Origin of the sequence: Panacagrimonas perspica (assembly GCF_004364935.1) — a bacterium.
Taxonomy (GTDB): Bacteria; Pseudomonadota; Gammaproteobacteria; order Nevskiales; family Nevskiaceae; genus Panacagrimonas; species Panacagrimonas perspica.
Genome location: NZ_SOBT01000008.1, coordinates 241,256 through 267,084 on the forward strand (window position 1 = coordinate 241,256; position 25,829 = coordinate 267,084).

Consider the following 25,829-nt stretch of genomic DNA (forward strand, 5'->3'; position numbering starts at 1 on the left):
CGGCGGGCGGGTGAGTCTCTCCGGAAAATTCACGACGACTCGCGTTTCGATGGCGTCCGCCGACGGCCACTTGTTTCGCATCGGCGTGCCCGAGGTCGCGACCGATGCATTCAGACTCGTCACCGACGGGCGACTCGACACGTCGCCGGCCTGGTCGCCGTTGCACCGATGAGGGCGAGAAGCACCCATGAAAAAGGCCGGTCGCAACCGGCCTTTTTCCCCGGCGCGAAGCCTCAACCGGGGATGCGCAGGACCTGCCCGGGGAAAATCTTGTCCGGGTGCTTGAGCATGGGCTTGTTGGCTTCGAAGATTTCCGGATAGCGGTTGGCGGTGCCCAGTGTTTCCTTGGCGATCTTCGACAGCGTGTCGCCGCTCTTGACCGTGTAGAACACCGACGTCGGCTTGACGTCTTCCTCGGGTGCCAGCGCCGCCGGCTTCTCTTCCGCGGGAGTGGGGGCTGCGGTCGTTGCAGCCGGTGGCGGCGGCGGGGCGCCGATGCGCAGATGTTCGTTGACCTTGCTGATGCCCTGCAGGTTGCCGACAGCAAGGATCAATTTCTCCTTGGTCGCCAGATCGGGAACGTAGCCGAAGATGTCCACCGATTCGCCGTCCTCGTTGAACGAGGCCAGGAAGCGTTCGACCGGCAGGCCCAGCGACTTGATATGCGCCGAGAGGTTTTCCTTCTGGATTTTCTCGCCACCGCCAAGTTTTTCGCCGATGGACTTCACGAAGCTGAACAGACCCATGCGCATACCCCTTGCGTCGAATGAATGGGAAGACTGCACGGGCGTTATGACAGGCGGCCATGCCGCAGACAAGAGCACCCGCGACACCGGGAAGCGGAAGTCCGCGGCGCCTGCAGGACCGCGCTGACGGGCGCCCGTATTCACGAGCCCTTTGCGGACCCGGTCCTGTGCCGTCGAGCTGCGATCGGGAGGGTCTCGACGCTGCGAGCGCTAGCGCCGACCGGATGCGTCCGAATCGACGTCTTTCAGCCGGCCTTGGCGAGCACCGGCGCCGTCATGCGGTCCTCGCGGCGGCGTCCTTCCTTGCGATCCTGCGCGATGCCTGCGAGGTAGGGCGGCCGTCCGCGCAATTCGCGGAAGTGTTTCAGCGTGGCGACGGCGTTGGTGTCCCGGCCGCGGCTGTCCAGCAAGCCGAATGAGGCGTCGAGCAGTTCGGCGCGCGGTCCGTTCGCATCGGTCGTGAGCTTGACGAAGCCGGCGCGGGCCAGGCTGTCGAGCGCATTGCCGAGGTCGCGCTGACGCAGGCCGGTCAGCGACCAGACATGCATCATCTGTTTGACGCCCATGCCCTGACCGGTACGCAGCACGCCTGCGTCGCTGAGGGTGCGATGGACGGCGAGCCAGAGAGCCTTGGTGGTGACGATCATGGGGGTGTGGGGACCGAGCAGGAAGAAAAAGCGCGTCCCGCGAAGGGATTGCGCAGGTGTCTTCCAATCCTTGTGCCACGTCATGCCGGATCATCCCGGGCGTCGATCAGCGGTCCGCCACGGCAGACGAGCGGAGCGAGGAAACGCCGGGCAAAGGCGTCCCCACGAGCGTGCGCGACGGCTGCCGGAAATCCGTATGTTCGCGACCTCTTCGTTGCCGCATCGGGTGCCCGCTTCTAGAATCGACGCTCATCCAGCGAGCCCGGCGGATCACGATCATGGCGCTGAGTACCTCACGCTGCGCCGATGTCCTGCTTCTGCGTCCCAAGGGGCGCATCGATCACAACAATGCCGAAGAATTCGCCGATGCGGTCAAGCCGTACTTGGCGGACTGCAAGGCGGGTGGCGATTCGCTGATCTTCGATCTGTCGGAACTCGAATACATCTCGAGTGCCGGCCTGCGCGTGCTGATGCTGGTGTCGAAGAACGTCGGCCCGAATGGCGGCAAGGTCGCGTTGGCCCAGCCGCAGCGGGTGGTCGGAGAAATCCTGCAGATCAGCCGCTTCAAGTACGTGTTCCCCATTCACGACACGGTCGCGGCCGGAATCGCGGCGCTCTCGCCGGACGCCGCGGCGGCGTACGCGAGGACCTGAGCGTGCGGGTCCGCTTCTGGGGCACCCGGGGCTCGCTGCCGGTTGCGCTGACGGCGGCGGAGCTTCGGATGCGAATGGCGCGAGCCTTGGTTGCGGCGCGCGGCCGCAAGTTTTCCGGCCAGCGCGAGGCGGAAAGCTTTCTCGACGAACTTCCGCGCGGATGGGCGCACACCTGGGGCGGGCATTCGAGCTGCGTGCAGATCGAACTCGACGGGCCGCGCGATCAGGCGCGCGAGTTCGTGCTCTGCGATCTGGGCTCCGGCGTGCGCCGCTTCGGTCAGGAACTGCTGGCGACGCTGGGACGGGACATGCGCTGCACGTTTCATGTGTTCATGTCGCACCTGCACTGGGACCACATCATGGGGTTCCCCTTTTTCACGCCGGCTTACCTGCCGGGCAACACGGTGCGCATCTACGGCGGTCACGCCAACCTGCGGGCCGCATTCGAACGCCAGCAGGACGCACCGTCTTTTCCGGTGCCGCTGTCGGCGCTCGGCGCGCGTCTGGAATTCGTGCAGCTGGAGCCGGATCGCCGCTACGACATCGCCGGGCTGAACGTGAAGGCAAAGCTGCAGCGGCACTCCGGCGGCTCCTACGGATTCCGCTTCGAGCGCAATGGGCGCGCGGTGGTGTACTCGACGGATTCGGAGCACACGCTGGAGGCACGCGAGGAGATCGACGGCTTTGTCGATTTCTTCCGCGATGCGGATCTGGTGATCTTCGATGCGATGTATTCGCTGGCCGACGTGATGACGGTCAAGGCCGACTGGGGCCACTCGAGCAACGTCGTCGGCGTGGAGTTGTGCCAGCTCGCCGGTGCACGCCATCTTGCGCTGTACCACCACGAACCGATCTTCGGCGACGAGCGCATCGCCGAGATCGAGGCCGAGACGCGTCGCCTCGAAGAGATCACGCGCGCAGGGCGCTCTCCGCTCCAGGTCACGGCAGCCTGGGACGGCCTTGAAATCGAACTCTGAGGCGCCTGCATCGCGGAGCCCCGCATCGTCCGGCAGTGGCCGCCGGATGCGGATTCTCGGCGCGCTGCTCACCTGTCTGATGCTGCTGCTCCAGCATGCGGATACTGCGACGCGGCTGTCGCTTCGTTCCGAGGTGTTCGACGCCTATCAGCGCGAAGTGCCGCGCAGGCGCGGCGACGACCGCGTCATCGTGCTCGCCATCGACGATCTGAGCCTGCAGCGTCGCGGGCAGTGGCCGTGGCCGCGTTGCGATCTGGCAGACCTCGTCGACAAGCTGGCGGCGCAGCGGCCCGCGGCGATCGCCATCGACATGATCTTTGCCGAGGCGGATCGCCTGTCGCCGCGCATCCAGGCGCAGCGGCTCGAGGCGATGGGGTACGCGGCGGGAGCAAGCGCGGCCGCGAAGCTGCCGGACTGCGACCGGATCTTCGCCCAATCCGTGCGCAACGCAGGCGTGGTGCTGGGCGTGGGTGGCCTGTCCGGAGATCCGCGGCTGAAGGATCCGGTCGACTACCGCGCGCCGGTGGTCGAGATCGGCGGCGCTGCCGGGCCGTTCCTGCGGCCGTTCCCGTCGGTGTTGCGGAGTCTCGACAGCATCGATCGGGCAGCGGCCGGCCACGGCGTGCTCAACGCGGACGCCGAAGATGGCGTGGTGCGCAGCGTCCCGGCCCTGGCGGCCGTCGGCGGACACGTGATTCCCGGATTGGCGGTCGAGGTGCTGCGACAGACGTCCGACGATCCGGTGTTGCGGGCTCACGTGACCGGGCATGGCCTGTCCCAGGTCGAGGTCGCGGGCCGCGCGGTGCCGACATCGGGCGACGGCAGCTGGTGGATCCATTTTTCCGATCCGGAGCTGAGGCCGATCTTCCCGGTGATCGCATTCCTCGACGGCACGCTTCCCGCGGAGCTGATCACAGGGCGCATCGTGCTGATCGGCGCCGCGGCCTCCGGGCTGCAGGATCGCGTCATCACGCCGCTCGGTCCGATGCCGGGCGTGTCGGTGCACGCCGAGGCGCTGGACAACGTGTACGACGGCCGTCTGCTGTCCCGCCCTTACTGGAGCACATGGGTGGAGGCAGGACTGCTGGTCCTGCTGTGCCTGTTCTCGATCGTCGCGGTTACTGCGCTGCGACCGCTGCACTCGGTGCTGATGTTCGGCGCCGTGCTGCTGCTCGATGCCGCGATCGGCCTTGGGGCATTCGTCTGGCGCGGCTGGCTGCTCGATGTCGGGACGCCGATGGCCGGGGCGGGCATCGTGTTCGCGATGATGCTGTCGGTCGCACTCGGACAGGCGCAGCAGCAGCGGCGAACGCTTCGCGTGGCGCTCGCGGTCTCGCGCGAGGAGCAGGCGCGCATGGACGGCGAGCTGGATGCCGCGCGACGCATCCAGAGAGGCATGCTGCCGGATCCGGCCGAGGTGCTGGCCGGCGAAAGGCGCGTGGATCTGGCCGCGCTGATGCACCCCGCGCGAACCGTCGGCGGTGATCTGTACGACTTCTTTCGGCTCGACGACGATCGCCTGTTCTTCCTGGTGGGCGACGTTTCGGGCAAGGGCCTGCCGGCGAGCCTGTTCATGGCCTTGAGCAAGGCGCTGATCAAGAACGCTGCACTCGATGCGGACGGAGATCCCGGTCGCGGGCTTTCGCAGGCGGCACGCGTGCTCGCGCTGGAGAATCCGGAATCGATGTTCGTCAGCGTGGTGGCGGGCGTGCTGAACATGACCACCGGCGAACTCGTCTGGTGCAGCGCCGGGCACGAAGGCCCTTATCTCGTGAGCGCGGCCAAAGCGGTGGTCATGCAGCTCGTCACGGCCGGCGGTCCACCGCTGTGCATGCTCGACGGCTTCGACTACCCGATCGAACGGATCAAGCTGAAATCCGGCGATGCGTTGTGCCTGATCACGGATGGCGTCACCGAGGCGATGGACGCGCGCGATCGGCCGTATGGATCGGCGCGGCTCGTCGACGAGCTCGCGTCGGCCGAGTCCGGCATGGCCAGTCGCAGGATCGTGGAGCGGCTGCGCCGCGACGTGGAGAAATTTGCGTCGGGACGCGAACCTGCCGACGACCTGACGATCCTCGTCATTCGCTGGAAGCCCTGATCGCCGCCACGCGGCGCGATGTCAGCGCGCGTGCAGTTCGACGCGGCGATTGCGCGGCTCGTCGACGCCGTCAGGGGTGGGCACGATCGGGCTGCGCTCGCCCATGCCCGCAACGGAGATGTTGAACGCGCTGATCCCTGTTGCGATCAGGCGTGCACGCACGAGCATCGCGCGCGTCAGCGAAAGCTGGTCGTTGTGCCGCTCGCTGCCCTGCGTGTCGGAGTGGCCGACGAGCACGATCTCCACCGCCGACCGGGCCGCGAGCTCGTTGAAGATCGCCGTCGCCTCGGCCTCGGATTCGGCCGTGAGCAATGTCGAGTCGGCGCGAAAGTAGAGGTTGCGTGTGACCGGACGCGCCGGAAGGCCGGCCAGTTCGGCGTCGAATTCCTTGCGCACGTCCGCGGCCTCCAGGATGGCGCTGTCCAGGTGGCCGCGATCATCCGTATTCGCCGACGCATACGGCTCGCCGATGACGGTTTCCTGGCCGTCGCGCAGGATCGCGATCTTGCCGACACCGCCGTCGGAGTTCGGCAGCAGGATCACGCGATCGTGCGTGGCACAGCCTGCCAGCAGCACCACGAGCAGCGCCGCGCGCAGCTTCACGGAACGCGATCCGCGAGCGGCTTCACCGGCCCGCCTCGACGACGAACTCGGTTCCGCGTACGCCGAGCAGCGACGTGGGCGTGCGTACCTTCATCGCGTCGATCTGCGACTTGGCGATCTTGCCGGAGACCACCGCCATGCGGCCCTTGGACAGCGTGCTCTGGAACTCGCCGCCGTTCGATGTGCGGTCGAACCGGAAGCGATCGATGACGAAGCGGCTGCGGGCGCCCAGCGAGATCAGCGTGTTGTCCGCGAAGGTCAGGCCGGCCGAACCATCCGAGCCGGTGACGATCGTGTCCTCCTGCAGCAGGGCGGTGCCGACCGCGACCGGAAGTTCGCGGCCGCCGCGCTGGATGCGGACGTCGCCCTTGAGCGATTTGACGGTGGCGACACCGTCGATGACCGCAGCCGCCGGAACAACGGATCCGGCCAGGCACAGGGCCAGCAGCAGACGGGCGAGGGAGGGCAGGGTCATGAGAGGCGTAGGCGCGTGGGCAGCGCCCGCATCATAATCCCGGCCCTGCGTAGCGGGCCGTTTGCCGTAAAGGAAATCGGGCCGTCGCGCGCCGCACCCGCCCCTCCCGCTTTCCCGGTGCATGGCCGACTTTCCCGCCCGACTCGATGAGCTGACCGCAGTGCTCGCCTTCGTCGAGCGCCGCAGCGGAGAACTGGGCACGTCACGCGACGTCGCACTGCGGGCTGCCCTGATCGCCGAAGAGCTTTTCGTGAACTGCCTGCGTCACGGCCTGGCGCCCGAACGAAGCCGGGTGCGGATCGAACTCCAGTGTGTCGACGGCGAGCTCGAACTCGGTTTCGAGGACGAGGGCCTTGCGTTCGACCCGTTCACGCGACCCCTGGCGGACGCACCTCATCTCAGGCCGCCGCACGAACGTCCGATCGGCGGGCTGGGGGTGGTGCTGGTCGACAGCTTCGCGCTGCGCCGTGATTACCGCCGTCTGGATGCGCGCAACTGCGTGCGCATCTGGCTCCCCGCCGGCACGGCCTGAGCCGGAACGCGCTGCCGTCCAGGCGGCTGGCGGCACCCTTGATCGACTCGTCGGACCTGTTCCGCCGCTGACCCGACGGGGACGGCACCCGACTTGCAGCTTGCGCTCCAGTAGACGCGCGACGACGGCCTTCCGGCACCAAGGGGTCGCCGCGCGGCGCAACGCGAAGAGGGTGGGGACCGACATGATCAACTGGGTTATCGCAGGGGCACTGATGGCCGTATTGCTGGCCGAACTCGTGGACGCCTGGGCGTTGCGCCAGCTCACGCTTCAGTGCCTGGGCATGCGTCCGCGCTCGCAGGCCGAGCTGCGGCAGATCCGCTGGTACGCCGAGGGCTTCGACCATTCCATCGCGGTCACGTCGTGGCTGTTCGGCGGCAGCCTGTTGCTCGCCGCGGTGGCGGGTGCGTGCAGCGCTCACCCCCTGGTCATCGGCGCCTGTCTGTTGCTGGCGCTGGGGGCGGCCGGCGAGCGCGGTTTCAGTGCTCACCTGCGCCGACGCGTGCGCAGCGTGCGGCCGGTGCGCTGAACCAGTCTTCGCGCCGCACCGCGTCCATCGTCGCGCTCGGGCCTCTGTTGCCTACGACGCGTTGATCGCACCGCTTTGGCGGTGCCGGGCATAGGCCGCCACGAGATGGGCGCACAGATGCGCCTCGGCCCAGCAGACCGGCTCGCCGAACCGGCCGGCCGAGATGAAGCCGACGTGTCCTCCGCGCGGTGACAGTTCCAGCGTCACGCTGGACGACAGCCGCGAGGCATCGGGCACCACGGACGGCACCATGAAAGGGTCGTCCAGCGCGTGCAGCACCAGCGTCGGCCGCTGGATTCGCGGCAGGTACTGGCCGCAGGCCGCGCGCGCGTAATAGTCCTCGGCGTCGCGATAGCCGTTCAGAGGCGCCGTGAAGGCGTCGTCGAATTCGAAGAAGTCGCGAGCGGCGAGGGCCTTCCCGAGATCGGCGGGCGCCGTCACCGGCTGTCGCGCGTGCTTGCGGCGCACCATGTCCTTGAGCGAATCGAGCAGGCGCTTCTGGTAGTGGCGGGCAAAACCGATACGCAGATGCTCGGCGCACTCGTGCAGGCTGAACGGAACGCTGACCGCGCAGGCGACATCCGTCGGTGCGCCCGCGCCTTCCTCGCCCAGCGCCTTGAGCGTGACGTTGCCGCCCAGCGACCAGCCGATCGTGGCGATGAAGGCGCCGGGCTCGCGCTCGCGCAGCACACGCCACAGATGACGCAGATCGGCGGTGTCGCCCTGGTTGTAGGCGCGCGGCAGACGGTTGGGTTCTTCGCTGGCCCCACGCAGCAGCAGGACGCACACGCGCCAGCCCGCAGTGACGAGGCGCAGGGCGCTGCCGCGCAGGTACTTCGATTCGAAGTTGCCGCCCAGGCCGTGGACGAGCACGGCGATCGGCGCTTGCGCGTGCTCCTCGCCGGTCCATCCGAGATCGACGAAATCGCCGTCCGGCGTCTCCAGCCGCTCGACACGAAGGCGCAGGGCCGGCGTCGGCCGCAGCAGGGCCGGCGCGATGGTCTGCGCATGCGCGCCGCGCAGCAGCGGATGCGGCCGGAAGGCGGAAGCGAGAATGCGGCCGGAGGTCGTGGACATGCGCAAGCCAGGCTTCGTGTCGGGCATCGAGACCGGCGAACTCGCCCGGAAACCGGGCAGGCCCGCCACCCCTCAGCGCGGCGTCGGAGCCTCCTGCGTGGAGGAGTCGCCGGCGGGCTGCTGCGCCTCGGCTCCCGGTTCCGCCGACGCCTTGTCGGCGTCGTGGATCCACACCGAGGTCTGCGGAAACCGGACCGCGGGATCCGCCGCGGCGATGCGGCGCAGCAGTTCGAAGCGGATGTCGCTGGCCACGGTGCCGCGCGCGTGGATGTTGCGCACCGACGCGCCCATCTCGAAGCGCAGGCTGCTCTCGGTGATGTCCTTGAGCACCACCGAAGGACCGCCGATGTCGCCGCGCTCGCCGGTCTTGAACACCTGCGGATGCGCGTTGGCGACCTCCAGCATCATCGTGCGCACCACGTCGGCATCACTGCCGTGCGCCACGTTGATGCCGATCACGGCGCGACCCAGGCTGTTGCGATAGTTCCAGTTCTGCACCTCGGCCTGCAGCAGCGAGGAGTTGGGGACGATGACGCTGATGCGATCGTCGTTCTCCAGTTCGGTGGAGCGGATGCGGATCTGGCGCACGTAGCCTTCGGTGCTGCCGACCTTGATGAAGTCGCCCACGCGCACCGGCCGCTCGAACAGCAGGATCAGGCCCGACACGAAATTGTTGACGATGTTCTGCAGGCCAAAACCGATGCCCACCGACAGCGCACCGGCCACCAGCGCGATCTTCGACAGGTCGAGCCCCGCGAACGACAGGCCCACCAGCACCGCGATGACGAACGTGACGTAGCCGTAGAGCGTGGCCACCGACATCCGCACGCTCGGCTCCATCTGCGTCATCGGCAGCCAGTCGCGCTCGAGCTTGCGCTTGAACCAGCGCGTGAACGTGACCAGCAGCAGGAAGGACATCAGGCCGAACAGCACCTTGCCCGGAACGATCGTCGTGGTCTTGCCGACCTTGACGCCGGTGTCGAGCAGCTTGTCGATGAAGTTGTGCCCCAGCTCTTCGAGATTCCAGAGTCGCAGCAGCACGTAGCCCAGCAGCGGCCACAGCGCGAGTAGGACGGTCAGGGCAACCCAGCGCAGCTCGCCGATGCGGCGCTCCGGCAACACGCCCATGCGCTGGCGCACCGCGCGCGACCACGCGTGCTTGCCTTCGTTGAGCGACTTGGCCAGCCACTGGACGAGCCAGCTGAGGAACACGCCACCGACGAAGACGGCGAGGCCGGTCTGGATCCAGTTGGGGGGAAGGTCGTACATCCGCCGATTTTAAGCGTGCCGCGGCGATTGCCGCCGCGGCACGTGAAACTTCAGCCGTTGACGGCCTTGCGGTACTCGAGCCCGCCGTCGTCGTTGACCTCGGCGAAATACTGTTCGGGCGTGAACTCGTCGACCTGGATCGCGTCGATGCGCGCCTCGAGAGCCAGCTTCAGCCGCTTGGCGTCCTCGCCGTCGATCACGGCGGCCTTCACCGCCTCGTCCGCGATCTCGGCCGGCAGATAGCCGCGCGGCAGCTTGCGCGCCTTCTGCGCCTGGATGATGCGGTCGGCAGCGGGCTGCGCCTGCGAGACGATGCGGAACGCGCGCAGCAGCCGGCCCAGCCCGAGCGTTTCGTCCTTGGGCAGGTAGATGCCGGCGGCGAGCCGCTGGAACTGGGCGTTGTCGGTCTGGATGCAGCGCGCGGCGCGCGCGCTCTGTGCATCGGTCGGCGCGCCGCCCAGCGGATTGATGTGCGCTTCGAAGACGCCGATGGTCTTGGTCCACCATCCAAGCGGCCCGTCGAAATTGCGGTAGATGCCGACAAAAGCCTCCTGGATCTTCCACAGCGCATGTTCCGCCGCGTACTGCACCAGCGGCAGGTCCTCTTTGCGCCGACCTTCCGCCTCGTAGCGACGCAGCGCGCTGCTGGCGAGCGTCAGCCAGGCCAGCACGTCGGCGTAACGGCCGGTGAGCTTTCCGCGCTTCTTCAGGCGTCCGCCGATGGCGAACATCGCGAGATCCGTCATCACGCCGAAGCGGGCGGTGGCCCAGCCCAGCCGGCGATAGAAGCTGCGCGTTTCGGGCGCCACATCCGGCACCGAAACGAACAGTCCGCGCGTCAGGTAATGGCCTTCGGCGCGCAGCAGACCAAGGATGAAATGACCGATCCAGCCCAGCAGCTTGGAGCGGAACAGGCCGACGTCGTTCTTCTCCACGCCCTCGACCACGCTCAGCGCATACGGATGGCAGCGCGTCGCGCCCTGGCCGAAGATCATCAGGGTACGCGTCAGGATGTTCGCGCCTTCCACCGTGACGGCGACCGGCGCCGACTTGTAGCCCATGCCCAGGATGTTGTTCGGGCCTTGCATCACGGCGGCGCCGGCGAACACGTCCATGCCGTCGATGACGAGTTGCTGCGAGATCTCGGTGGTGTAGGCCTTGAGCACGGCCGAGATCACCGGAGGCTTCTGGCCGTTGTCGACCGCCGAGCAGCCGAACACGCGGGCGCCTTCGAGCATGTAGCTCAGGCCGGCGATGCGGCCGACTTTTTCCTCGACGCCTTCCATGCGGCCGATCGGCAGCCCGAACTGCTGGCGCACGGCGGAATACGCGCCGGTAGCGGCCGCGACGACCTTGGTGCCACCGACGGCGCCCGCGGGCAGCGACACCGCGCGACCGCCGGCGAGCTGCTGCATCAGCATCTTCCAGCCCTGACCCGCGTACTCGGGGCCGCCGATGATGTTGTCGAGCGGAACGACCACGTCCTTGCCGTACAGCGGGCCGTTGTAGAACGGATCGCCGATCGGATCGTGGTGATCACCGCTGGTGAAGCCCGGCGTCCCCTTGTGCACCATCACGCAGGTGATGCCCAGGTCGCCATCGGTGTTCTGCGCGTTGCGGCCCAGCAGGTTTTCCGGGTCGCGCAACCGGCACGCGATCGTGCAGAGGTTGGCGATCGGCGCGAGCGTGATGTAGCGCTTGCGGAAATTGAGGCGGATCTTCGTGGCGCCGTCGGCATCGCGGAACAGCAGGCCCTCGGCCTTGATCGACGCGGCGTCGGAACCGGCGGTGGGTTCGGTGAGACCGAAGCAGGGCAGGTACTCGCCGCGCGCCAGCCTGGGCAGGTAGTGATCCTTCTGCGCCTGCGTGCCGTAATGGATGATCAGCTCGGCGGCCCCGAGCGAATTCGGGATCACCACCAGCGTGCCGACGGTGGCGCTCACCGGGCCGATCTTGGCCATGATCGTGCTGATGGCGAGCGTCGAGAACTGCTTGCCGCCGTACTCGCGCGGAATCAGGAAGCTCATGAAGCCCTGGTCCTTGATGAACTGCATCAGTTCATCCGAGACCTTCCGGGTCCGGCCGATCTCGAAGCGGTTGGTGCGGGCCAGCAGTTCTTCGACGGGCCCGTCGAGGAAGGCCTGCTCCTCGTCCGAGAGCTTCGAATACGGCTCGGCGATCAGGCGCGCGAAATCCGCCTTGCCCCTGAAGAAGTCGCCATCGATCCAGACGGTGCCCGCCTCCAGGGCCTCGCGCTCCGTGTCCGAGATGCTCGGCAGGATCTTGTTCGACTTCATCCACTTCATCAGCAGAGCAAACATGCAGGTCGTTCTCCGGGTCGGTCAGGCCCAAGCCTCGCCAATCCGGTGAGGGGGCGGCAGTGCCGTCAGGACGCGGCGGCACTGGCGCGCGGGTTTCGCAATTGCGGTGCCCGGCCTCCCGGGGGCGCTCATGTCCGGCTGCCCGCCGGGCGGGTTGTGGCCGTACAATCGCCGCCCCGCTGGCCCGACGGCCTTGAAACGCGGGACGTGGACCTCAAGGTCTGGACCGTCACTCACCGCTCCGTAAACGATATGTCTGGTACGCCTGTTCCCGAAGAAGGCTCCGTTACGAACGACGAGAACGCGGCTGCCCGCGACGAGGTCGCCGATTACGCGACCGTTGTCGGACGTCTGGCGGAAGCCGAGGCCAAAGCCGCTGCGGCGCGGGACGCGCAGCTGCGTGCGGTCGCCGACCTCGACAACGTGCGCAAGCGCGCCGAGCGTGAAATCACCAACGCGTCGAAGTATTCGTCCGAGAAAATGCTGGGCGAGTTGCTCGGCGTGGCGGACAGCCTGGATCTGGGTCTCGCGGCGGCGGCCAAGCCCGAGGCACAGATCGCCGCGCTGCTCGAAGGCATGATGCTGACGCAGAAGCAGTTGCTGTCGGTGCTCGAGAAGAACGGCGTCAAGCAGGTCGATCCGCGCGGCGAGCTGTTCAATCCCGAGTTCCACGAGGCCGTCACGATGGTGCCGTCGGCCGACCTGCCTCCCAATCACGTGGTGGCCGTCATGCAGAAGGGTTACCGCCTGTACGACCGGCTGCTGCGTCCCGCGATGGTGATGGTTTCCAAGGCCCCGCCCGAGGGCGCCTGAGCCATCCGTCTTGCGGCCGGGCTCTTGAAAGCCGGCCAGCGGACAACAGATATCTGTCATCTCAGCGTCAAATCCCTCAACCCCGGGTCCCCACCCGAACCTCGTTATCCGGAGCACCTAGTCCCATGGCCAAGATCATCGGCATCGACCTCGGCACCACCAACTCCTGCGTCGCCATCCTCGAAGGCGGTGTCGCGAAGGTCATCGAAAACTCGGAAGGCGAGCGCACCACGCCGTCCATCGTCGCGTACGCCGACGACGGGCAGGTCATCGTGGGTCGCGCCGCCAAGCGCCAGGCGGTGACCAATCCGCACAACACGCTCTACGCGGTGAAGCGCCTGATCGGCCGCCGCTTCGAAGACGGCGTGGTGCAGAAGGACATCGACATGGTTCCCTACAAGATCGCCAAGGCGCCCAACGGCGACGCCTGGGTCGAGGTCAAGGGCAAGAAGATGGCGCCGCCGGAGATCTCCGCGCAGGTGCTGGCCAAGATGAAGAAGACCGCCGAGGACTATCTCGGCGAGACGGTCACCGAGGCGGTCATCACGGTGCCCGCGTACTTCAACGACAGCCAACGCCAGGCGACCAAGGACGCCGGCCGCATCGCGGGCCTGGAAGTGAAGCGCATCATCAACGAGCCGACCGCGGCCGCACTCGCGTTCGGCATGGACAAGGTCAAGGGTGATCGCAAGATCGCCGTGTACGACCTCGGCGGCGGCACGTTCGACGTCTCGATCATCGAGATCGCGGAAGTCGACGGCGAGCACCAGTTCGAAGTGCTGTCCACCAACGGCGACACCTTCCTGGGTGGCGAAGACTTCGACATGCGAGTCATCGACTACATCGCGTCCGAGTTCCAGAAGGAACAGGGCATCGACCTGAAGAAGGATCCTCTCGCGCTGCAGCGCCTCAAGGAAGCGGCCGAGAAGGCCAAGATCGAGCTGTCGAGCACGACGCAGACCGACATCAACCTGCCGTACGTGACGGCGGACGCGTCTGGCCCGAAGCATCTGAACATGAAGCTGTCGCGCGCCAAGCTCGAAGCGCTGGTCGAGGACCTGATCCAGAAGACCATCGCGCCCTGCCAGACCGCGCTCAAGGATGCCGGCCTGAAGGCCACCGAGATCCAGGAAGTGATCATGGTCGGCGGCCAGACCCGCATGCCCAAGGTCCAGGAAACGGTGAAGGCGCTGTTCGGCCGCGATCCGCGCAAGGACGTGAACCCGGATGAAGCCGTGGCCGCGGGCGCCGCGATCCAGGGCGCCGTGCTGGCAGGCGACGTCAAGGACGTGCTGCTGCTCGACGTCACGCCGCTTTCGCTGGGCATCGAGACGCTCGGCGGCAAGATGACCAAGCTGATCGAGAAGAACACGACGATCCCGACGCGCAAGTCCGAGACGTTCACGACGGCCGACGACAACCAGACCGCCGTGACGATCCAGGTCTACCAGGGCGAGCGCGAAGTGGCCTCGGCCAACAAGAAGCTCGGCCAGTTCAACCTGGAAGGCGTGGTGCCGGCCCCGCGCGGCGTACCGCAGGTCGAAGTGACCTTCGACATCGACGCCAACGGCATCCTGCACGTGGGCGCCAAGGACAAGGCCACCGGCAAGGAGCAGAGCATCCGCATCACCGCCAACTCGGGTCTCACGGATGACGAGATCAAGAAGATGGTGAAGGACGCCGAGATCCATGCCGAGGACGACAAGAAGTTCAACGAGCTGATCACGGCGCGCAACCAGGCCGACCAGCTGATCCACGGCGTCGAGAAGTCGCTCAAGGATCTGGCGACCGAGGTGCAGGACGACGAGAAGAAGTCCATCGAGGACGCCATGGCCGCGCTGCGCGAGGCGACCAAGGGCTCCGACAAGGACGACATCGAGACCAAGACGCGCGCGCTGGCCGAAGCCTCGGCGAAGCTGGCCGAGCGGGCCTACGCCAAGGCCGGCGGCGGTGCCGAAGGCGGCGCGCCTGGCGCGGCGCCGGGCGGTGCGAGCGCCTCGAAGGACAGCGACGTCGTCGACGCCGAGTTCACCGAGGTCAAGGACGACAAGAAGTAAGATGACATGAGGTCCAAGGGGTGAGGTGCCGAACAGCGCCTCACCCCTTCGCCGTTTCTGGGAAGCGGCGTCAAAGCCACAAATCGGGGATTGGAATGGCTCGTTTTTCCGGCGCGTTGCGCCGCAGGTTTCGCGGATCACGATGAGCAAGCGCGACTACTACGAAGTGCTCGGTGTCAGCCGTCAGGCGACCGATGACGAACTCAAGCGCGCCTACCGGCGCTGCGCGATGAAGCTGCACCCCGATCGCAACCCCGGCGACGTGGCGGCTGAAGAGAAGTTCAAGGAATGCAGCGAGGCGTACGAGGTTCTCTCGGACGAGCAGAAGCGTGCGATCTACGACAAGCACGGACACGAGGGCCTGAGCCGCAGCGGCGGATTCGGCGGCAATGGTGCGGGCTTCGCCGACATCTTCGGCGACGTCTTCTCGGACATCTTCGGCGGTGGCCGTGGAGGTCCACGCCGCGGATCGGACCTGCGCTATTCGATGGAGCTGACGCTCGAACAGGCGGCGTCCGGGACGACCGAATCGATCCGCATCCCGACGCTGGAAGCCTGCATCGAGTGCGCAGGGCAGGGCACCGCCAACGGCAAGCCGGCGCCCAAGTGCCCGACCTGCGCCGGCGGCGGGCAGGTGCGGGTCCAGCAGGGCTTCTTCGTCCTGCAGCAGAGCTGCCCGCACTGCCGTGGCCGTGGCACGCAGATCTCCGACCCCTGCAAGTCCTGCCGCGGCGCCGGCAAGCTGCGCAAGGAAAAGACGCTGGAAGTGAAGATTCCGGCGGGCGTGGACACCGGCGATCGCATCCGCCTGGCGGGTGAAGGCGAGCCGGGCGATCGCGGCTCGGTCGCCGGCGATCTGTACGTGCAGATCACCGTCAAGCCGCACGACTTCTTCGAGCGTGACGGCTCCGACCTGCATTGCTCGGTGCCGATCGGGTTCGTTTCCGCCGCACTGGGCGGCGAGCTCGAGGTGCCGACGCTCAACGGCAAGGCACAGCTCAAGATTGGCGAGGGCACCCAGAGCGGCAAGGTGTTCCGCCTGCGCGGAATGGGCCTGAAGTCCGTTCGCGGCGGCGGCGTCGGTGACCTGCTCTGCACGGTCCTGGTCGAGACGCCGGTGAGCCTGAACCGCAAGCAGAAGGATCTGCTGCGCGAGTTCGGGGAGTCGCTGGGCGGAGACGACCGGCACAGCCCCGAAGCTTCGTCGTGGGTGGACAAGGCCAAGAAGTTCATCGAGACGCACCTCAAGCCCTGATCCGGCGAGGGCTGCACCCGTTGCTGCGCGTGTGAACCTCAGCGCACGCGGTAGCGGCTGACCGGAATTGTCAGCTTGTGCGTCGACGTTCTGGCCGACGCTCGCACATTGACAACGCACGTCAGGTTCGGCGACGCGGCGTTCCTCGACAGAAGTAGAAAAATCATGCGCTTGAGGTCTTCCCGCGACGTGGGAAGGGATTGGCATGGCTTTGGCACTGTCTTGCTTGCGTCCGCACCACGGGCGTGGTTCCCGATTGCTGAGCCAAGGAGATTCGATGTCCGCGCAACGACCCGACGTGAGCCGTCTGTTCCAGCATTTCGGCCTCGATCCGTCGGATTACCTGCACTTCGCCGAGCCGGCCAAGGTCGTCACGGCGCTCGCTGCTTCGCTCGCACCCGGCGGCTCTGCCGACGCGGCGCGACATGAGGCGGATCCGGCAGCGCGGGCTGCCCAGCTTCGCGCGCGTCTGCTCCAAGATCGCTCCTGAGGATCCGGATCCGTCGCTTCTCCGCGAGGTCGCACGCGGGGTGACGTCGCGCACGGCCGGGCCGCTCTGAAGATTTCTGGCCGAGGTCGATGCGCGTTCGGGTCGAGTCCTTGAAACAGCCCGGCCGCAAGGTCTCTTCGAGCAGGGTCGCCGCGAGCGGGACGCCGCAGATTCGCGCACACGGATCAAAATCGACCAGTCCCTTTCGTTATCGTGACGTCGATTCCGTTGCGCCCGAACGTCGCTGGGCGTGCACGGATTCGCAGACGGCGACGGCCGCCTGGCATCCGGAACAGGCCAAAAATGCAGTTTCCGGCGCACTCCTGACGCGACGCTCATATCGGTGCGCTGGCGGGCGCGTCCTGGACGCACCGTGCCGGTTTCGTGGTCGCTTGCCCGATCGGGCATCCCAGGCGGCACGCAATTACGTTACCTTTCGTTTCCTGGGGCCGGTCGCGGCGACGTGCCGGATTGATAAGAACAAAAAGCGGGATCGCCGTGGCGAGTTCTGTGCCGGACGTGGACAGAGGATGTGCGGGCGCCGCGTCTCCAGAGCGGAGTCCCGAGATGTGCGCGCCCCGGTTCCGTCGGACGTCCGTGCATGGATCGGGTCGTGAAAAAAACGTTTCTCCGAAGCTCTGAGATCGCAAATGGCTGAGCAGAACCTGTCTGTCCGATCCGTTGCTCCTTCCGGTAATTGGGACGCCACCGCGGAGTCGTACGCGGGGCATATCGGGTCGGGCAACCGCGTCCTGCTGTTCGCGCTGATGGTGCTCGCGGTGGGGCTGGGCTACGCCGTCGTGGCGGCACCGCTGCCGCTCGGCGCGCAGGTCCTGTTCGGCATCGTGTGCCTCGTGATCGCCATCCTTCTGAACCGGATCGAGGGGCGCCTGGTTTCGATCGGCCTGATGGCGTTCTCGACCTTGCTCAGCGCACGCTACATCTACTGGCGCCTGACCGAGTCGCTCGACTACAGCGACCCCCGCTACAACTGGGTCGATATCGGTTTTGCGTACGGACTGATCGCCGCCGAGCTCTACGCCTTCACGGTGCTGCTGCTCGGCTATCTGCAGACCCTGTGGCCCCTGCAGCGTCCTCCGGTGCCGATGCCGCGTGACCTCGCGATCTGGCCCACGGTCGACGTGATGATCCCGACGCTCAACGAACCTCTGGCGGTGGTCCGTCCCACCATCATCGCGGCGATGGACATGGACTGGCCGCGCGACCGCATGCGCGTCATGGTGCTGGACGATGGCGCGCGTCCCGAGATGCAGGCGCTGTGCGAGGAACTGGGAGCGCTGTACATCAGGCGCCCGAACAACCAGCACGCCAAGGCCGGCAACGTGAATCACGGTCTGGAGTATTCGTCGGCGGAGTACGTTGCGATCTTCGACTGCGACCACGTTCCGACGCGTTCCTTCCTGCAGATCTCGATGGGCTGGTTCCTGAAGGACAGCCAGCTGTCGATGTTGCAGACGCCGCATCACTTCTTCTCGCCGGACCCGTTCGAGCGCAACCTGGGTACGTTCCGCTCGATCCCCAATGAAGGCGAGCTGTTCTACGGTCTGCTGCAGGACGGCAACGATCTCTGGAACGCCACTTTTTTTTGCGGATCCTGTGCGGTGCTGCGGCGCTCGGCGCTCGACCAGATCGGCGGCATCGCCGTGGAAACGGTGACCGAAGACGCGCACACCTCGCTGCGCCTGCAGCGCAAGGGCTGGAACACCGCCTACATCAATCTGCCGCAGGCGGCCGGTCGGGCCACGGAGTCGCTGGCCGCCCACATCCGGCAGCGCGTCCGCTGGGCGCGCGGCATGTCGCAGATCTTCCGCATCGACAATCCGCTGCTGGGACCGGGTCTGAGCATCGCGCAGCGGCTCTGTTATCTGAACTCGATGCTGTACTTCTTCTTCGGCCTGCCGCGCATCGTGTTCCTGACGGCGCCGCTGGCGTTCCTGCTGTTCGACGCGCAGATCATCATCGCGTCGGCGCTGGTGTTCGCGGCCTATGCGTTGCCGCACCTGATCCATTCGCAGATGACGCATTCACGATTGCAGGGGCCGTTCCGCTACTCGTTCTGGGCCGAGGTCTACGAGACGATCCTGTGCGTGTACATCGTGCTGCCGACGTTCCTCGCGCTCATCAGTCCCAAGCTCGGCAAATTCAACGTCACAGCCAAGGGCGGCAATCGCGACCGAAGCTTCTTCGACCGCAAGATCGCGCTGCCCTACATCATCCTGCTGTTGCTCAATCTCGGCGGCTTCGGCCTGGGCCTGTGGCGCCTGTTCACCAACTTCGGTGACGACGCGGACAGCCTGGTGCTCAACCTGGTCTGGACCAGCTACAACGTCGTGATCCTCGGCGTCTGCACCGCCGTGGCCTGGGAACAGCGCGAGATCCGCCGTGCCGTGCGCGTCTCCGCGGAACTGCCGGCGCGCGTCCGTCTGCCGGACGGAACCGAGATCAGTGCCCGCACGCTCGATCTGTCGGAAGGCGGCACGATGCTGCGGCTTCCGCGTGCGGTGAGCCTGCCGCTGGGTTCGCGGATCCAGGTGGCGCTGATTCCGGAGTTCGACCTCGTGTGGATGGATGCGGACGTCACCCGCTCGAGCAACGAGATCCTCGCGATGAAATTCAACGCGCTCAGCCTGCCGCAGGAGCGACAGCTGATCTACGCGATTTTTGGCCGTGCCGATGCCTGGTTGCATTGGGCGGAGCGGCGACCGCCCGACAAGGTCGGAACATCATTCGGCAACCTCTTCAGGCTCGGTTTGACCGGTGCAAAGAAGATCTTTTCTCCATCCAGGAACTGACGGGCAGGATCATGAAAGGGATGAACAACGGGGCGCGCAGCGCACTGTCGGTGGGCGCGGCCTCGATGCTGCTTGCGATGGTCACGGGTCTTGCAGCCTCGCAGAGCGCTTGGGCAAAGGAAGAATCGCCGGGCAGAGCCGTCGCGCTGCCTGCCGTGTCGAACGCAGGACAGGAGTCGCGGGAGATACCGCTCAAGGATATCGGCGCCGACGAGCCGGTGCGGCTGCGCGGCACCGAGCACCAGATCGATTTTCCGGTTGCGATCCGCAACGACGAGGTCGTGACCAAGGCGCAGCTCAAGCTGCGCTTCGCTCATTCGCCCGCGCTGATCTTCGAGTGGTCGCACCTGACCGTGCTGGTCAACAACGAGGTCGTCGGCAACGTGCCGCTGAAGGCCGAGACGGCGGACGGCGGTGAGCAGACCGTCGACATCGATCCGCGCACGCTGGTCGGATACAGCCGGCTCGGCCTGCGCGCGGTGATGCACTACACCAAGGAGTGCGAGGACCCTGCGCACTCGACGCTGTGGTCGGTGATCGCCAACGAATCGGTGCTCGAACTGGAACTGCAGCGCGTACCGGTCACCAATGAATTGGCGCTGTTGCCCGAACCCTTTTTCGATCCGCGGGACAAGCGCGAACTGGTGCTGCCGTTCGTGCTGCCCGCCGACCCGACGCCGGAAGAACTGCAGGCCGCGGGCATGGTGGCGTCGTGGTTCGGCGCGCTGGCCGAATACCGCGGGGCGAATTTCCCTGCGCAGCTCGGCCGCCTGCCGGCCAGCGGCAATGCCGTGATGATCGCCACGCGTTCGCGTCTGGGCACGGCTGCCGATCTGCCCAAGGGCAACGGTGCGCAGGTCGCGATCTCCGACAACCCGACCGATCGCAACGGCAAGCTGCTGGTCGTCACCGGCGACGACGCGGCCTCGCTGCTGGCGGCGGCGCGTGCGCTGACGCTGGGGACGGCCGGGCTGTCCGGTCCGAGCGCCGGCGTGCGTGATCTCGCCGAGCCGCCGCTGCGCATTGCGTACGATGCGCCGCGCTGGGTGCCGACCGATCGTGTCGTGCAGATCGGCGAGCGGGTTGCGCCTGACCAGCTTCAGGTACGAGGCCAGTATCCGCCCGCGATCCGCGTGCCCTGGGATCTGCCGCCGGATCTCTTTTACTGGAAGAGCAAGGGCGCCAAGCTCGACGTGGGCTATCGATACACGCCGACGCAGGGCCAGAAGTCGACGCTCGACTTCGACGTCAACAACCAGTTCGCGCGCGCCGTTCCGCTGCTGATGGTCGACTCGCCGACGCCGCTGAGCGACGAGGCGAAGAAGAAGGCTGGATTGCCCGAAGTGACCAAGCGCGAGAAGTACTACGTGCCGGTCTACAAGTTCGCGTCCGACAACGAGCTCAAGTGGCAGTACAACTTCGAGATCCGCAAGAAGGGCGAGTGCCAGGACGTGCCGGACGACAATCTGCGCGGTTCGATCGACGCCGACTCGACGATCGACCTGACGTCGCTGCCGCACTACACCTATCTGCCCGATCTCAAGCTGTTCACCGACGGCGCGTTTCCGTTCAGCAAGTACGCGGATCTCGCGCAGACCGTGGCAGTGTTGCCGACCCGGCCGAGCGCCGCGGAAGTCGGCACGTTTCTCAACGTGCTGGGCCACATCGGCGACGCCACCGGATTTCCGGCGACGCGCCTGCGCGTGAGCGACGCCAGCACCGTCAAGGCCATCGGTGCCGATGCCGACCTGCTCGTGTTCGGAACGCCGGCCAGCCAGCCGCTGCTGACGGAGTGGGCGGATCGCCTGCCGATGACCAACAAGGACGGCGGGCTGCAGCTGCAGGTCGTCGGCGCGGTCGAGCGCCTGCGCGCCCGTTTCGAAGGGCGTGATCTCGAGGGTGCCCGCGCGCACGCCACGCGCATGATCCTGGAAGCCGGCAAGGCGCTCGGCAGCCTGATGAGCTTCGAGTCGCCGCTGTCGAGCAAGCGCACCGTGGTGGTGTTCGCGGCGCTCGACGAAGCGCGCCTGCTCGAGCTGTCGCAGATGCTCGACGATCCGGCGCGTCGTCATTTCATCGGCGGCGACCTGACTTTGCTCAACACCACCAAGGTGTCGCATTACGAGCTGGCGCCGCAGTACTCGGTAGGCAGGCTTCCGTTCTTCCTCGGCATCCGCTGGTGGTTCGCCAAGCAGCCGCTGATCCTGTCGATCGTCGCGGTCCTGCTGTCGGCGTTCCTGGCGCTGGTCCTGTACCGGCTGATGCGCAACCTCGCGCAGTCGCGGCGCGGCGGCCGCTGATCGTCAGCGGCCCGGAACAAGGAAAGACCTCATGCGGCTCAGACTCGGACCGACCGTATGCCTGGCACTGGCCATGGCATCGGTCACGGGCCTCGCAGCGGACGCGGCGACGGGGCTGATCGCCTCGCAGGCGCGCTATTGGGAGCAGAAGGGGCGCCATGATCTGGCGCGCGAATCCTGGCTCAAGCTGTTGCGCGCGGACCCTGGCAGCGCCGAGGCGCTGTCGGGTCTGGCGGCGGCGGAAATCCGCAGCGGCCGGCCTGAAATGGCCAAGCAGTACATCCAGGGCCTTCGGCAACTGCAGCCGGATCATCCGGATCTGCGGCGCCTGGAAACGGCCCTTGCCACCGGCGCGGCAACGCCCGGCACAGCGTCCGACGGACTCGCCAAGGCGCGCGAACTCGCGCGCAGGCAGCAGTACGACCAGTCCATCGCGGAGTACCAGCGCCTGTTCGGCGGCAAGCCGCCCGAGGGGGCGGTCGCGCTCGAGTACTGGCAGACGCTGGGAGGTGCAGAAGGGGGTTGGGCGGAAGCGCGGACCGGCCTGGAGAAACTGGTCAAGGCGAATCCGGACAACGCCGACTACCGCCTCGCACTTGCGCAGCACCTGACGTATCGCGAAGAGACCCGGCGGCAGGGACTGGATCAACTGATCGAGCTCGCCGAGTCCGACGCGGCGCGCCAGCCGGTGCAGCCGGTGTGGCGGCAGGCGCTGCTCTGGATGGGTGGAAAGCCGCGCGACGAGCGCTATTTCCAGGCGTACCTGCGCCGCTATGGCGACGACACGCAGGTCAGCAGCAAGCTGGCGTCTGCGCGCTCCGGCACCGCAATCGCCGGTGCGACGTCCGACGCCCCGCAAGTCGATGCGCGCGGCCGTGCGCTGAAGAATGCGTGGACGCTGTTCAACGCCGGCAATGTCGAGGAGGCGGAGAAGGCTTTCGCCTCCATGCAACGCAAGAATCCGCGGGACGCCGAGGCGCTCGCAGGCCTCGGCATCATCCGCCTGAGGCAGGATCGTTTCGCCGAATCGCGCGAACTGCTCCAGCAGGCCTCGAGGCTGTCACCGGGCCGTGCCCGGCAGTGGAGCGGGGCCCTGGCTTCCGCTCGTTTCTGGGAGCAGGTGCGGCTGGCCGACACCGATCGCGCGGCCGGGCGTCTGCCGGAGGCGGAGCGTCGCCTGCGCGCCGCCATCGCGGGTTCGCCGGAGACGGCCGCCAAGGAGCCGAGCGTTCGACTGTCGCTGGCCGACACCCTTCTCGCGCAGGGCCGTTACTCCGATGCAGAGGCGCTCTACCGCGAAGCCCTGAAGCAGGATGCCGGCAACGTGGACGCGGCGCGCGGCCTGATGGCCTCGCTCTCGCAGAGCGGACGCATCGCCGATGCCTTGCTGATCTACCGGGATCTGACGCCGGAGCAGCAGACCCGGATCGGTTCGGTCCGTTCGCTGCAGACGCTGGCCTTGCGCCAGCAGGCCGCGCAGGCCTTGGCGCACAAGGATGAATCCGGCGCCGAGCACCTGCTGCGCGAGGCGCTCGCGATGGATCCTCAGAGCACGTGGCCGCGTCTGGACCTGGCCCGGCTGTATCTGAGCCAGAACCGGCGTGCTGATGCACGCAGCCTGATCGACGCGCTGCCCACCAGCGGTCCGCAGCGCGGTGAGGCCTCGTTCATCCGTGCGCTGATGGCCTCGGAAGAACAGAACTGGTACGACGGCCTGATGTGGCTCGAGCAGGTGCCCGCGGCCGAACGCAATGCGGACATGGCGAGTGTTCAGCAGCGTCTGTGGGTCCGATACCAGACCGAGCGCGCCGCGGTGCTGGGTCGTCTCGGGCGTCACGATGAGTCGCTGGCCTTGTTGGCCGGCGTCGAGCGGTATGCGCGCTCTCCCGAATTGGTCGGCGCGGTCTCGTTTGCGTACACCGAAGCCGGAGAATCCGGGCGCGGGCTCTATCTGTTGCGCCAGGAACTGGCGCGCAATCCGGATGCGGATCCCGATCTGAAGCTCGCGTACGCCGGCATCCTGCTCAAGCTGCAGCAGCATGCGGAATTCGACGCGGTCGTCGATCAGCTGGCCCGTGGTCCGCGCCTGAGCCTGCAGCAGGAAGGCACCCTGACCGAGATGCGCATCGCGCAGCGACTGCGCCAGGCCGATGCGGTGCGCCAGAGCGGCAACGTCGCACGCGCCTACGATCTGCTGGAACCTGCGCTGCGGGCCAACCCGGACGACCCTCGTCTGGTGATGGCGCTGGCGGCACTCTACGAGCAGGCGCGTGAACCCGATCGCGCTGTCTCGCTGTACCGCTATGCGGTGAAACTCGACGAGCGCAACCTCGATGCCTATCAGGGCGTCGTGCAGTCGAGCCTTGCGACCGGTCAGGACGACGAGGCCGATCGCTGGCTTGCGCAGGCGCTGCGCATCGCGCCCGACAGCGGCAAGCTGCACGCGCTCGCGGGCCGTGTCGCCAAGGCGCGCGGCCAAGATCGCCGTGCGCTGGCGCATTTCCGGCGCGCGCTCGAACTGGGTCCGGACGGAGGTGGCGGCGGTCACGGCGCCTTGCGCCTGCAGATGCTCGACACCTATCTGCGTCCGGTGAGCAGGGCGTCGTCTACCGCACGCACGCGGCCGTTGCATCGGTCGGTTCGCGGCGACTACTCGCTGTCCGCGCCGCGTCGCCCGGTCGTGTCCGGCAACCAGGGTTCGTTGCGCAAGGTCGCGACGAACGTGCAGGACATCGAGCTGGCGCAGGCGCAGCAGTCGACTCCGGTCTATCGGCGTGCGGAGGATCTGCCGCCGATTCCGCCGCCGGGCTACAAGCTGCCGCGCTTCGAGCCGCCGGTGAATTCGGGCGCGCTGAAGATGGACGTGCCACGCACGTTCATCCCGCCGCCGATGGGTCCCGAGCCGATGCAGCTACGCATGGACCCGACGCTGCGCACGCGCGACTACGCGAAGGAAGAGCCCGCCGTTCCGACCACCGAGACCGACCAGATCCTCGCGGAGATCGCGCAGATCCAGTCGAAGCGCTCGACGTGGGCAGCGGGCGGTGTGAGCTTCCGCAATCGCGATGGCGTGGCGGGGCTGGATCAGCTCGACGATTTCGAGCTGCCGGTCGAAGTGAGCCTCGCAGGCTCCGCGGGCCGCGTGAATCTGAGGCTCGTGCCGGTGTTCCTCGACGCCGGATCGGTGAAGGGCGCGCAGTTGCCGCTGTTCGGCACGCTGGCATTCGCCGACACCACCGGGCTGAGCTTCGATCAGAACGACGCGGGAATCGCGTTGGGCGGCAGCTACCAGATCGGCAGTTTCAGCGTCGACGCCGGCTCCACGCCGATCGGTTTCGAGGTGGGCACCGTGGTCGGCGGCGTGCGCTGGGCGCCGAAGTTCGGCAACTGGATTCTCGACATGGACGTTTCGCGTCGTCCGGTCACCGATTCGCTGCTGTCCTACGCCGGCACGCGGGATCCGGTGTCCGGTCGCGACTTCGGCGGCGTGACGGCCAACGGCGGACGTCTCGAGGTCACCTACGACATGGGCCAGGTCGGCCTGTACGCACTCGGCGGCTTCCACTTCTACGAAGGCAAGAACGTGGAGGACAACACCGCGACCGATGTGGGCGCCGGCGCCTATCTCCACGTGTACAAGGATTCACTGCAGCGCGTGACGGTGGGCGTCAACATCACCAGCTTCTTCTTCGACGAGAACCTGCGTCACTACAGCTTCGGGCACGGCGGGTATTTCAGCCCGCAGCGCTATGTTTCGTTCGGCATTCCGGTGGAATGGGTCGGCGGTCAGAACCGCTACTCGTGGAAGGTCTACGGCGCCATCGGCATCCAGAATTTCCGCGAAGACGGTGCGGCGCTGTATCCGGGCGACAGCGCGGCGCAGGCCGAGATCGAAGCGTTCGCGGCGGCCAATCCGGATCCGGTCATCGCCACCGGCTACGAGGCGAACAACAACACCGGAACGGGCATGAGCTTTGGGGGGCAACTCGAATACCTGGTGGCGCCTCATCTGGTGCTCGGGGCACGCGCGGGGTTCGACAATGCCCGTGATTACGACGAAACCCGCGTGATGGCCTATCTGCGCTGGTCGATGAGCCGCGATTACGGCGTACAGGCGCCGCCGCAGTCGGTGGTGCCGTTCTCCGACTACGGAAAGAAGCTGCCGTGAGAG

General features: G+C 67.0%; 19 protein-coding genes. 12 read left to right on the forward strand and 7 right to left on the reverse strand.

Going from position 1 to position 25,829, the window contains the following annotated elements; genetic code table 11:
• Window positions 1-233: 233 nt before the first annotated feature.
• Both lysM and DFR24_RS01200 read right to left on the reverse strand, forming a co-directional pair.
• Complete coding sequence (gene lysM, locus DFR24_RS01195) at window positions 234-746, reverse strand: peptidoglycan-binding protein LysM (RefSeq protein ID WP_133879528.1); 513 nt, start codon at window positions 744-746, stop codon at window positions 234-236.
• A 245-nt stretch (window positions 747-991) separates the two neighbouring features.
• Complete coding sequence (locus DFR24_RS01200; RefSeq protein WP_136249399.1) at window positions 992-1,393, reverse strand: hypothetical protein; 402 nt, start codon at window positions 1,391-1,393, stop codon at window positions 992-994.
• 278 nt (window positions 1,394-1,671) lie between these two features.
• On the opposite strand from DFR24_RS01200, the gene DFR24_RS01205 reads away from it, so the two are divergent.
• From DFR24_RS01205 to DFR24_RS01215, 3 genes are all read left to right on the forward strand, one after another.
• Entirely contained in the window at window positions 1,672-2,046 is a 375-nt protein-coding gene (locus tag DFR24_RS01205; protein ID WP_133879530.1) for an STAS domain-containing protein, read from the forward strand.
• Window positions 2,047-2,120: 74 nt separating this feature from the next.
• Window positions 2,121-3,023, forward strand: a complete 903-nt coding sequence (locus tag DFR24_RS01210; RefSeq protein WP_210772573.1) for an MBL fold metallo-hydrolase — start codon at window positions 2,121-2,123, stop codon at window positions 3,021-3,023.
• A gap of 46 nt (window positions 3,024-3,069) precedes the next feature.
• Window positions 3,070-5,124 (forward strand): CHASE2 domain-containing protein, encoded by a 2,055-nt coding sequence (locus tag DFR24_RS01215; protein ID WP_133879532.1) that lies wholly within the window; start codon window positions 3,070-3,072, stop codon window positions 5,122-5,124.
• 21 nt (window positions 5,125-5,145) lie between these two features.
• Here the strand turns inward: DFR24_RS01215 and DFR24_RS01220 are convergent, their stop codons facing one another.
• Together DFR24_RS01220 and DFR24_RS01225 are read right to left on the reverse strand one after the other, a co-directional pair.
• The gene (locus DFR24_RS01220; RefSeq protein WP_133879533.1) at window positions 5,146-5,727 is read right to left on the reverse strand and encodes an OmpA family protein; all 582 of its coding nucleotides are present in this window, start codon (window positions 5,725-5,727) and stop codon (window positions 5,146-5,148) included.
• 22 nt (window positions 5,728-5,749) lie between these two features.
• Window positions 5,750-6,202 carry a FecR family protein gene (locus DFR24_RS01225; protein WP_133879534.1) on the reverse strand — a complete coding sequence of 151 codons (453 nt, stop codon included), beginning with the start codon at window positions 6,200-6,202 and terminating at the stop codon, window positions 5,750-5,752.
• Between the two features lie 121 nt (window positions 6,203-6,323).
• Here DFR24_RS01225 and DFR24_RS01230 point away from each other — a divergent pair, with 121 nt between their 5' ends.
• Together DFR24_RS01230 and DFR24_RS01235 are read left to right on the forward strand one after the other, a co-directional pair.
• The gene (locus DFR24_RS01230; RefSeq protein WP_133879535.1) at window positions 6,324-6,734 is read left to right on the forward strand and encodes an ATP-binding protein; all 411 of its coding nucleotides are present in this window, start codon (window positions 6,324-6,326) and stop codon (window positions 6,732-6,734) included.
• A 184-nt stretch (window positions 6,735-6,918) separates the two neighbouring features.
• Window positions 6,919-7,263, forward strand: coding sequence for a hypothetical protein (locus DFR24_RS01235; RefSeq protein WP_133879536.1), 345 nt, complete (start codon window positions 6,919-6,921; stop codon window positions 7,261-7,263).
• Window positions 7,264-7,314: 51 nt separating this feature from the next.
• Here the strand turns inward: DFR24_RS01235 and DFR24_RS01240 are convergent, their stop codons facing one another.
• The 3 genes from DFR24_RS01240 to DFR24_RS01250 form a co-directional block, all read right to left on the reverse strand.
• Window positions 7,315-8,340 (reverse strand): hydrolase, encoded by a 1,026-nt coding sequence (locus DFR24_RS01240; RefSeq protein WP_133879537.1) that lies wholly within the window; start codon window positions 8,338-8,340, stop codon window positions 7,315-7,317.
• A 72-nt stretch (window positions 8,341-8,412) separates the two neighbouring features.
• Window positions 8,413-9,609, reverse strand: coding sequence for a mechanosensitive ion channel family protein (locus tag DFR24_RS01245; protein ID WP_133879538.1), 1,197 nt, complete (start codon window positions 9,607-9,609; stop codon window positions 8,413-8,415).
• A gap of 50 nt (window positions 9,610-9,659) precedes the next feature.
• Window positions 9,660-11,930, reverse strand: coding sequence for an acyl-CoA dehydrogenase (locus DFR24_RS01250; protein WP_133879539.1), 2,271 nt, complete (start codon window positions 11,928-11,930; stop codon window positions 9,660-9,662).
• A 252-nt stretch (window positions 11,931-12,182) separates the two neighbouring features.
• Here DFR24_RS01250 and grpE point away from each other — a divergent pair, with 252 nt between their 5' ends.
• The 7 genes from grpE to DFR24_RS01285 all read left to right on the forward strand — a co-directional run bounded on the left by grpE (window position 12,183) and on the right by DFR24_RS01285 (window position 25,826).
• Window positions 12,183-12,743 carry a nucleotide exchange factor GrpE gene (grpE, locus tag DFR24_RS01255; RefSeq protein WP_133879540.1) on the forward strand — a complete coding sequence of 187 codons (561 nt, stop codon included), beginning with the start codon at window positions 12,183-12,185 and terminating at the stop codon, window positions 12,741-12,743.
• Window positions 12,744-12,868: 125 nt separating this feature from the next.
• Window positions 12,869-14,800 carry a molecular chaperone DnaK gene (dnaK, locus tag DFR24_RS01260; protein ID WP_133879541.1) on the forward strand — a complete coding sequence of 644 codons (1,932 nt, stop codon included), beginning with the start codon at window positions 12,869-12,871 and terminating at the stop codon, window positions 14,798-14,800.
• Between the two features lie 142 nt (window positions 14,801-14,942).
• Complete coding sequence (gene dnaJ, locus DFR24_RS01265; protein WP_133879542.1) at window positions 14,943-16,055, forward strand: molecular chaperone DnaJ; 1,113 nt, start codon at window positions 14,943-14,945, stop codon at window positions 16,053-16,055.
• A 277-nt stretch (window positions 16,056-16,332) separates the two neighbouring features.
• On the forward strand, window positions 16,333-16,545 hold the full coding sequence (locus tag DFR24_RS01270) for a hypothetical protein (RefSeq protein WP_133879543.1): 213 nt from the start codon (window positions 16,333-16,335) through the stop codon (window positions 16,543-16,545).
• 650 nt (window positions 16,546-17,195) lie between these two features.
• Window positions 17,196-19,358 carry a UDP-forming cellulose synthase catalytic subunit gene (gene bcsA / locus DFR24_RS01275; protein WP_133879544.1) on the forward strand — a complete coding sequence of 721 codons (2,163 nt, stop codon included), beginning with the start codon at window positions 17,196-17,198 and terminating at the stop codon, window positions 19,356-19,358.
• A gap of 20 nt (window positions 19,359-19,378) precedes the next feature.
• Complete coding sequence (gene bcsB, locus DFR24_RS01280) at window positions 19,379-21,658, forward strand: cellulose biosynthesis cyclic di-GMP-binding regulatory protein BcsB (RefSeq protein ID WP_162850960.1); 2,280 nt, start codon at window positions 19,379-19,381, stop codon at window positions 21,656-21,658.
• A 31-nt stretch (window positions 21,659-21,689) separates the two neighbouring features.
• Complete coding sequence (locus DFR24_RS01285; protein ID WP_133879546.1) at window positions 21,690-25,826, forward strand: cellulose synthase subunit BcsC-related outer membrane protein; 4,137 nt, start codon at window positions 21,690-21,692, stop codon at window positions 25,824-25,826.
• The last annotated feature ends 3 nt before the right edge of the window (window positions 25,827-25,829 follow it).

Bases quoted from the DNA above. Each gene is read 5' to 3' on its own strand.
- DFR24_RS01285 (WP_133879546.1), top strand. From the start codon at position 21,690: ATGCGGCTCAGACTCGGACCGACCGTATGCCTGGCACTGGCCATGGCA.
- lysM (WP_133879528.1), bottom strand. From the start codon at position 746: ATGGGTCTGTTCAGCTTCGTGAAGTCCATCGGCGAAAAACTTGGCGGT.
- bcsB (WP_162850960.1), top strand. From the start codon at position 19,379: ATGAACAACGGGGCGCGCAGCGCACTGTCGGTGGGCGCGGCCTCGATG.
- bcsA (WP_133879544.1), top strand. From the start codon at position 17,196: ATGGCTGAGCAGAACCTGTCTGTCCGATCCGTTGCTCCTTCCGGTAAT.
- DFR24_RS01230 (WP_133879535.1), top strand. From the start codon at position 6,324: ATGGCCGACTTTCCCGCCCGACTCGATGAGCTGACCGCAGTGCTCGCC.
- DFR24_RS01240 (WP_133879537.1), bottom strand. From the start codon at position 8,340: ATGTCCACGACCTCCGGCCGCATTCTCGCTTCCGCCTTCCGGCCGCAT.
- DFR24_RS01245 (WP_133879538.1), bottom strand. From the start codon at position 9,609: ATGTACGACCTTCCCCCCAACTGGATCCAGACCGGCCTCGCCGTCTTC.
- dnaK (WP_133879541.1), top strand. From the start codon at position 12,869: ATGGCCAAGATCATCGGCATCGACCTCGGCACCACCAACTCCTGCGTC.
- DFR24_RS01200 (WP_136249399.1), bottom strand. From the start codon at position 1,393: ATGATCGTCACCACCAAGGCTCTCTGGCTCGCCGTCCATCGCACCCTC.
- DFR24_RS01250 (WP_133879539.1), bottom strand. From the start codon at position 11,930: ATGTTTGCTCTGCTGATGAAGTGGATGAAGTCGAACAAGATCCTGCCG.
- DFR24_RS01215 (WP_133879532.1), top strand. From the start codon at position 3,070: ATGCGGATTCTCGGCGCGCTGCTCACCTGTCTGATGCTGCTGCTCCAG.
- DFR24_RS01270 (WP_133879543.1), top strand. From the start codon at position 16,333: ATGTCCGCGCAACGACCCGACGTGAGCCGTCTGTTCCAGCATTTCGGC.
- DFR24_RS01225 (WP_133879534.1), bottom strand. From the start codon at position 6,202: ATGACCCTGCCCTCCCTCGCCCGTCTGCTGCTGGCCCTGTGCCTGGCC.
- dnaJ (WP_133879542.1), top strand. From the start codon at position 14,943: ATGAGCAAGCGCGACTACTACGAAGTGCTCGGTGTCAGCCGTCAGGCG.
- DFR24_RS01235 (WP_133879536.1), top strand. From the start codon at position 6,919: ATGATCAACTGGGTTATCGCAGGGGCACTGATGGCCGTATTGCTGGCC.
- grpE (WP_133879540.1), top strand. From the start codon at position 12,183: ATGTCTGGTACGCCTGTTCCCGAAGAAGGCTCCGTTACGAACGACGAG.
- DFR24_RS01205 (WP_133879530.1), top strand. From the start codon at position 1,672: ATGGCGCTGAGTACCTCACGCTGCGCCGATGTCCTGCTTCTGCGTCCC.
- DFR24_RS01210 (WP_210772573.1), top strand. From the start codon at position 2,121: ATGGCGCGAGCCTTGGTTGCGGCGCGCGGCCGCAAGTTTTCCGGCCAG.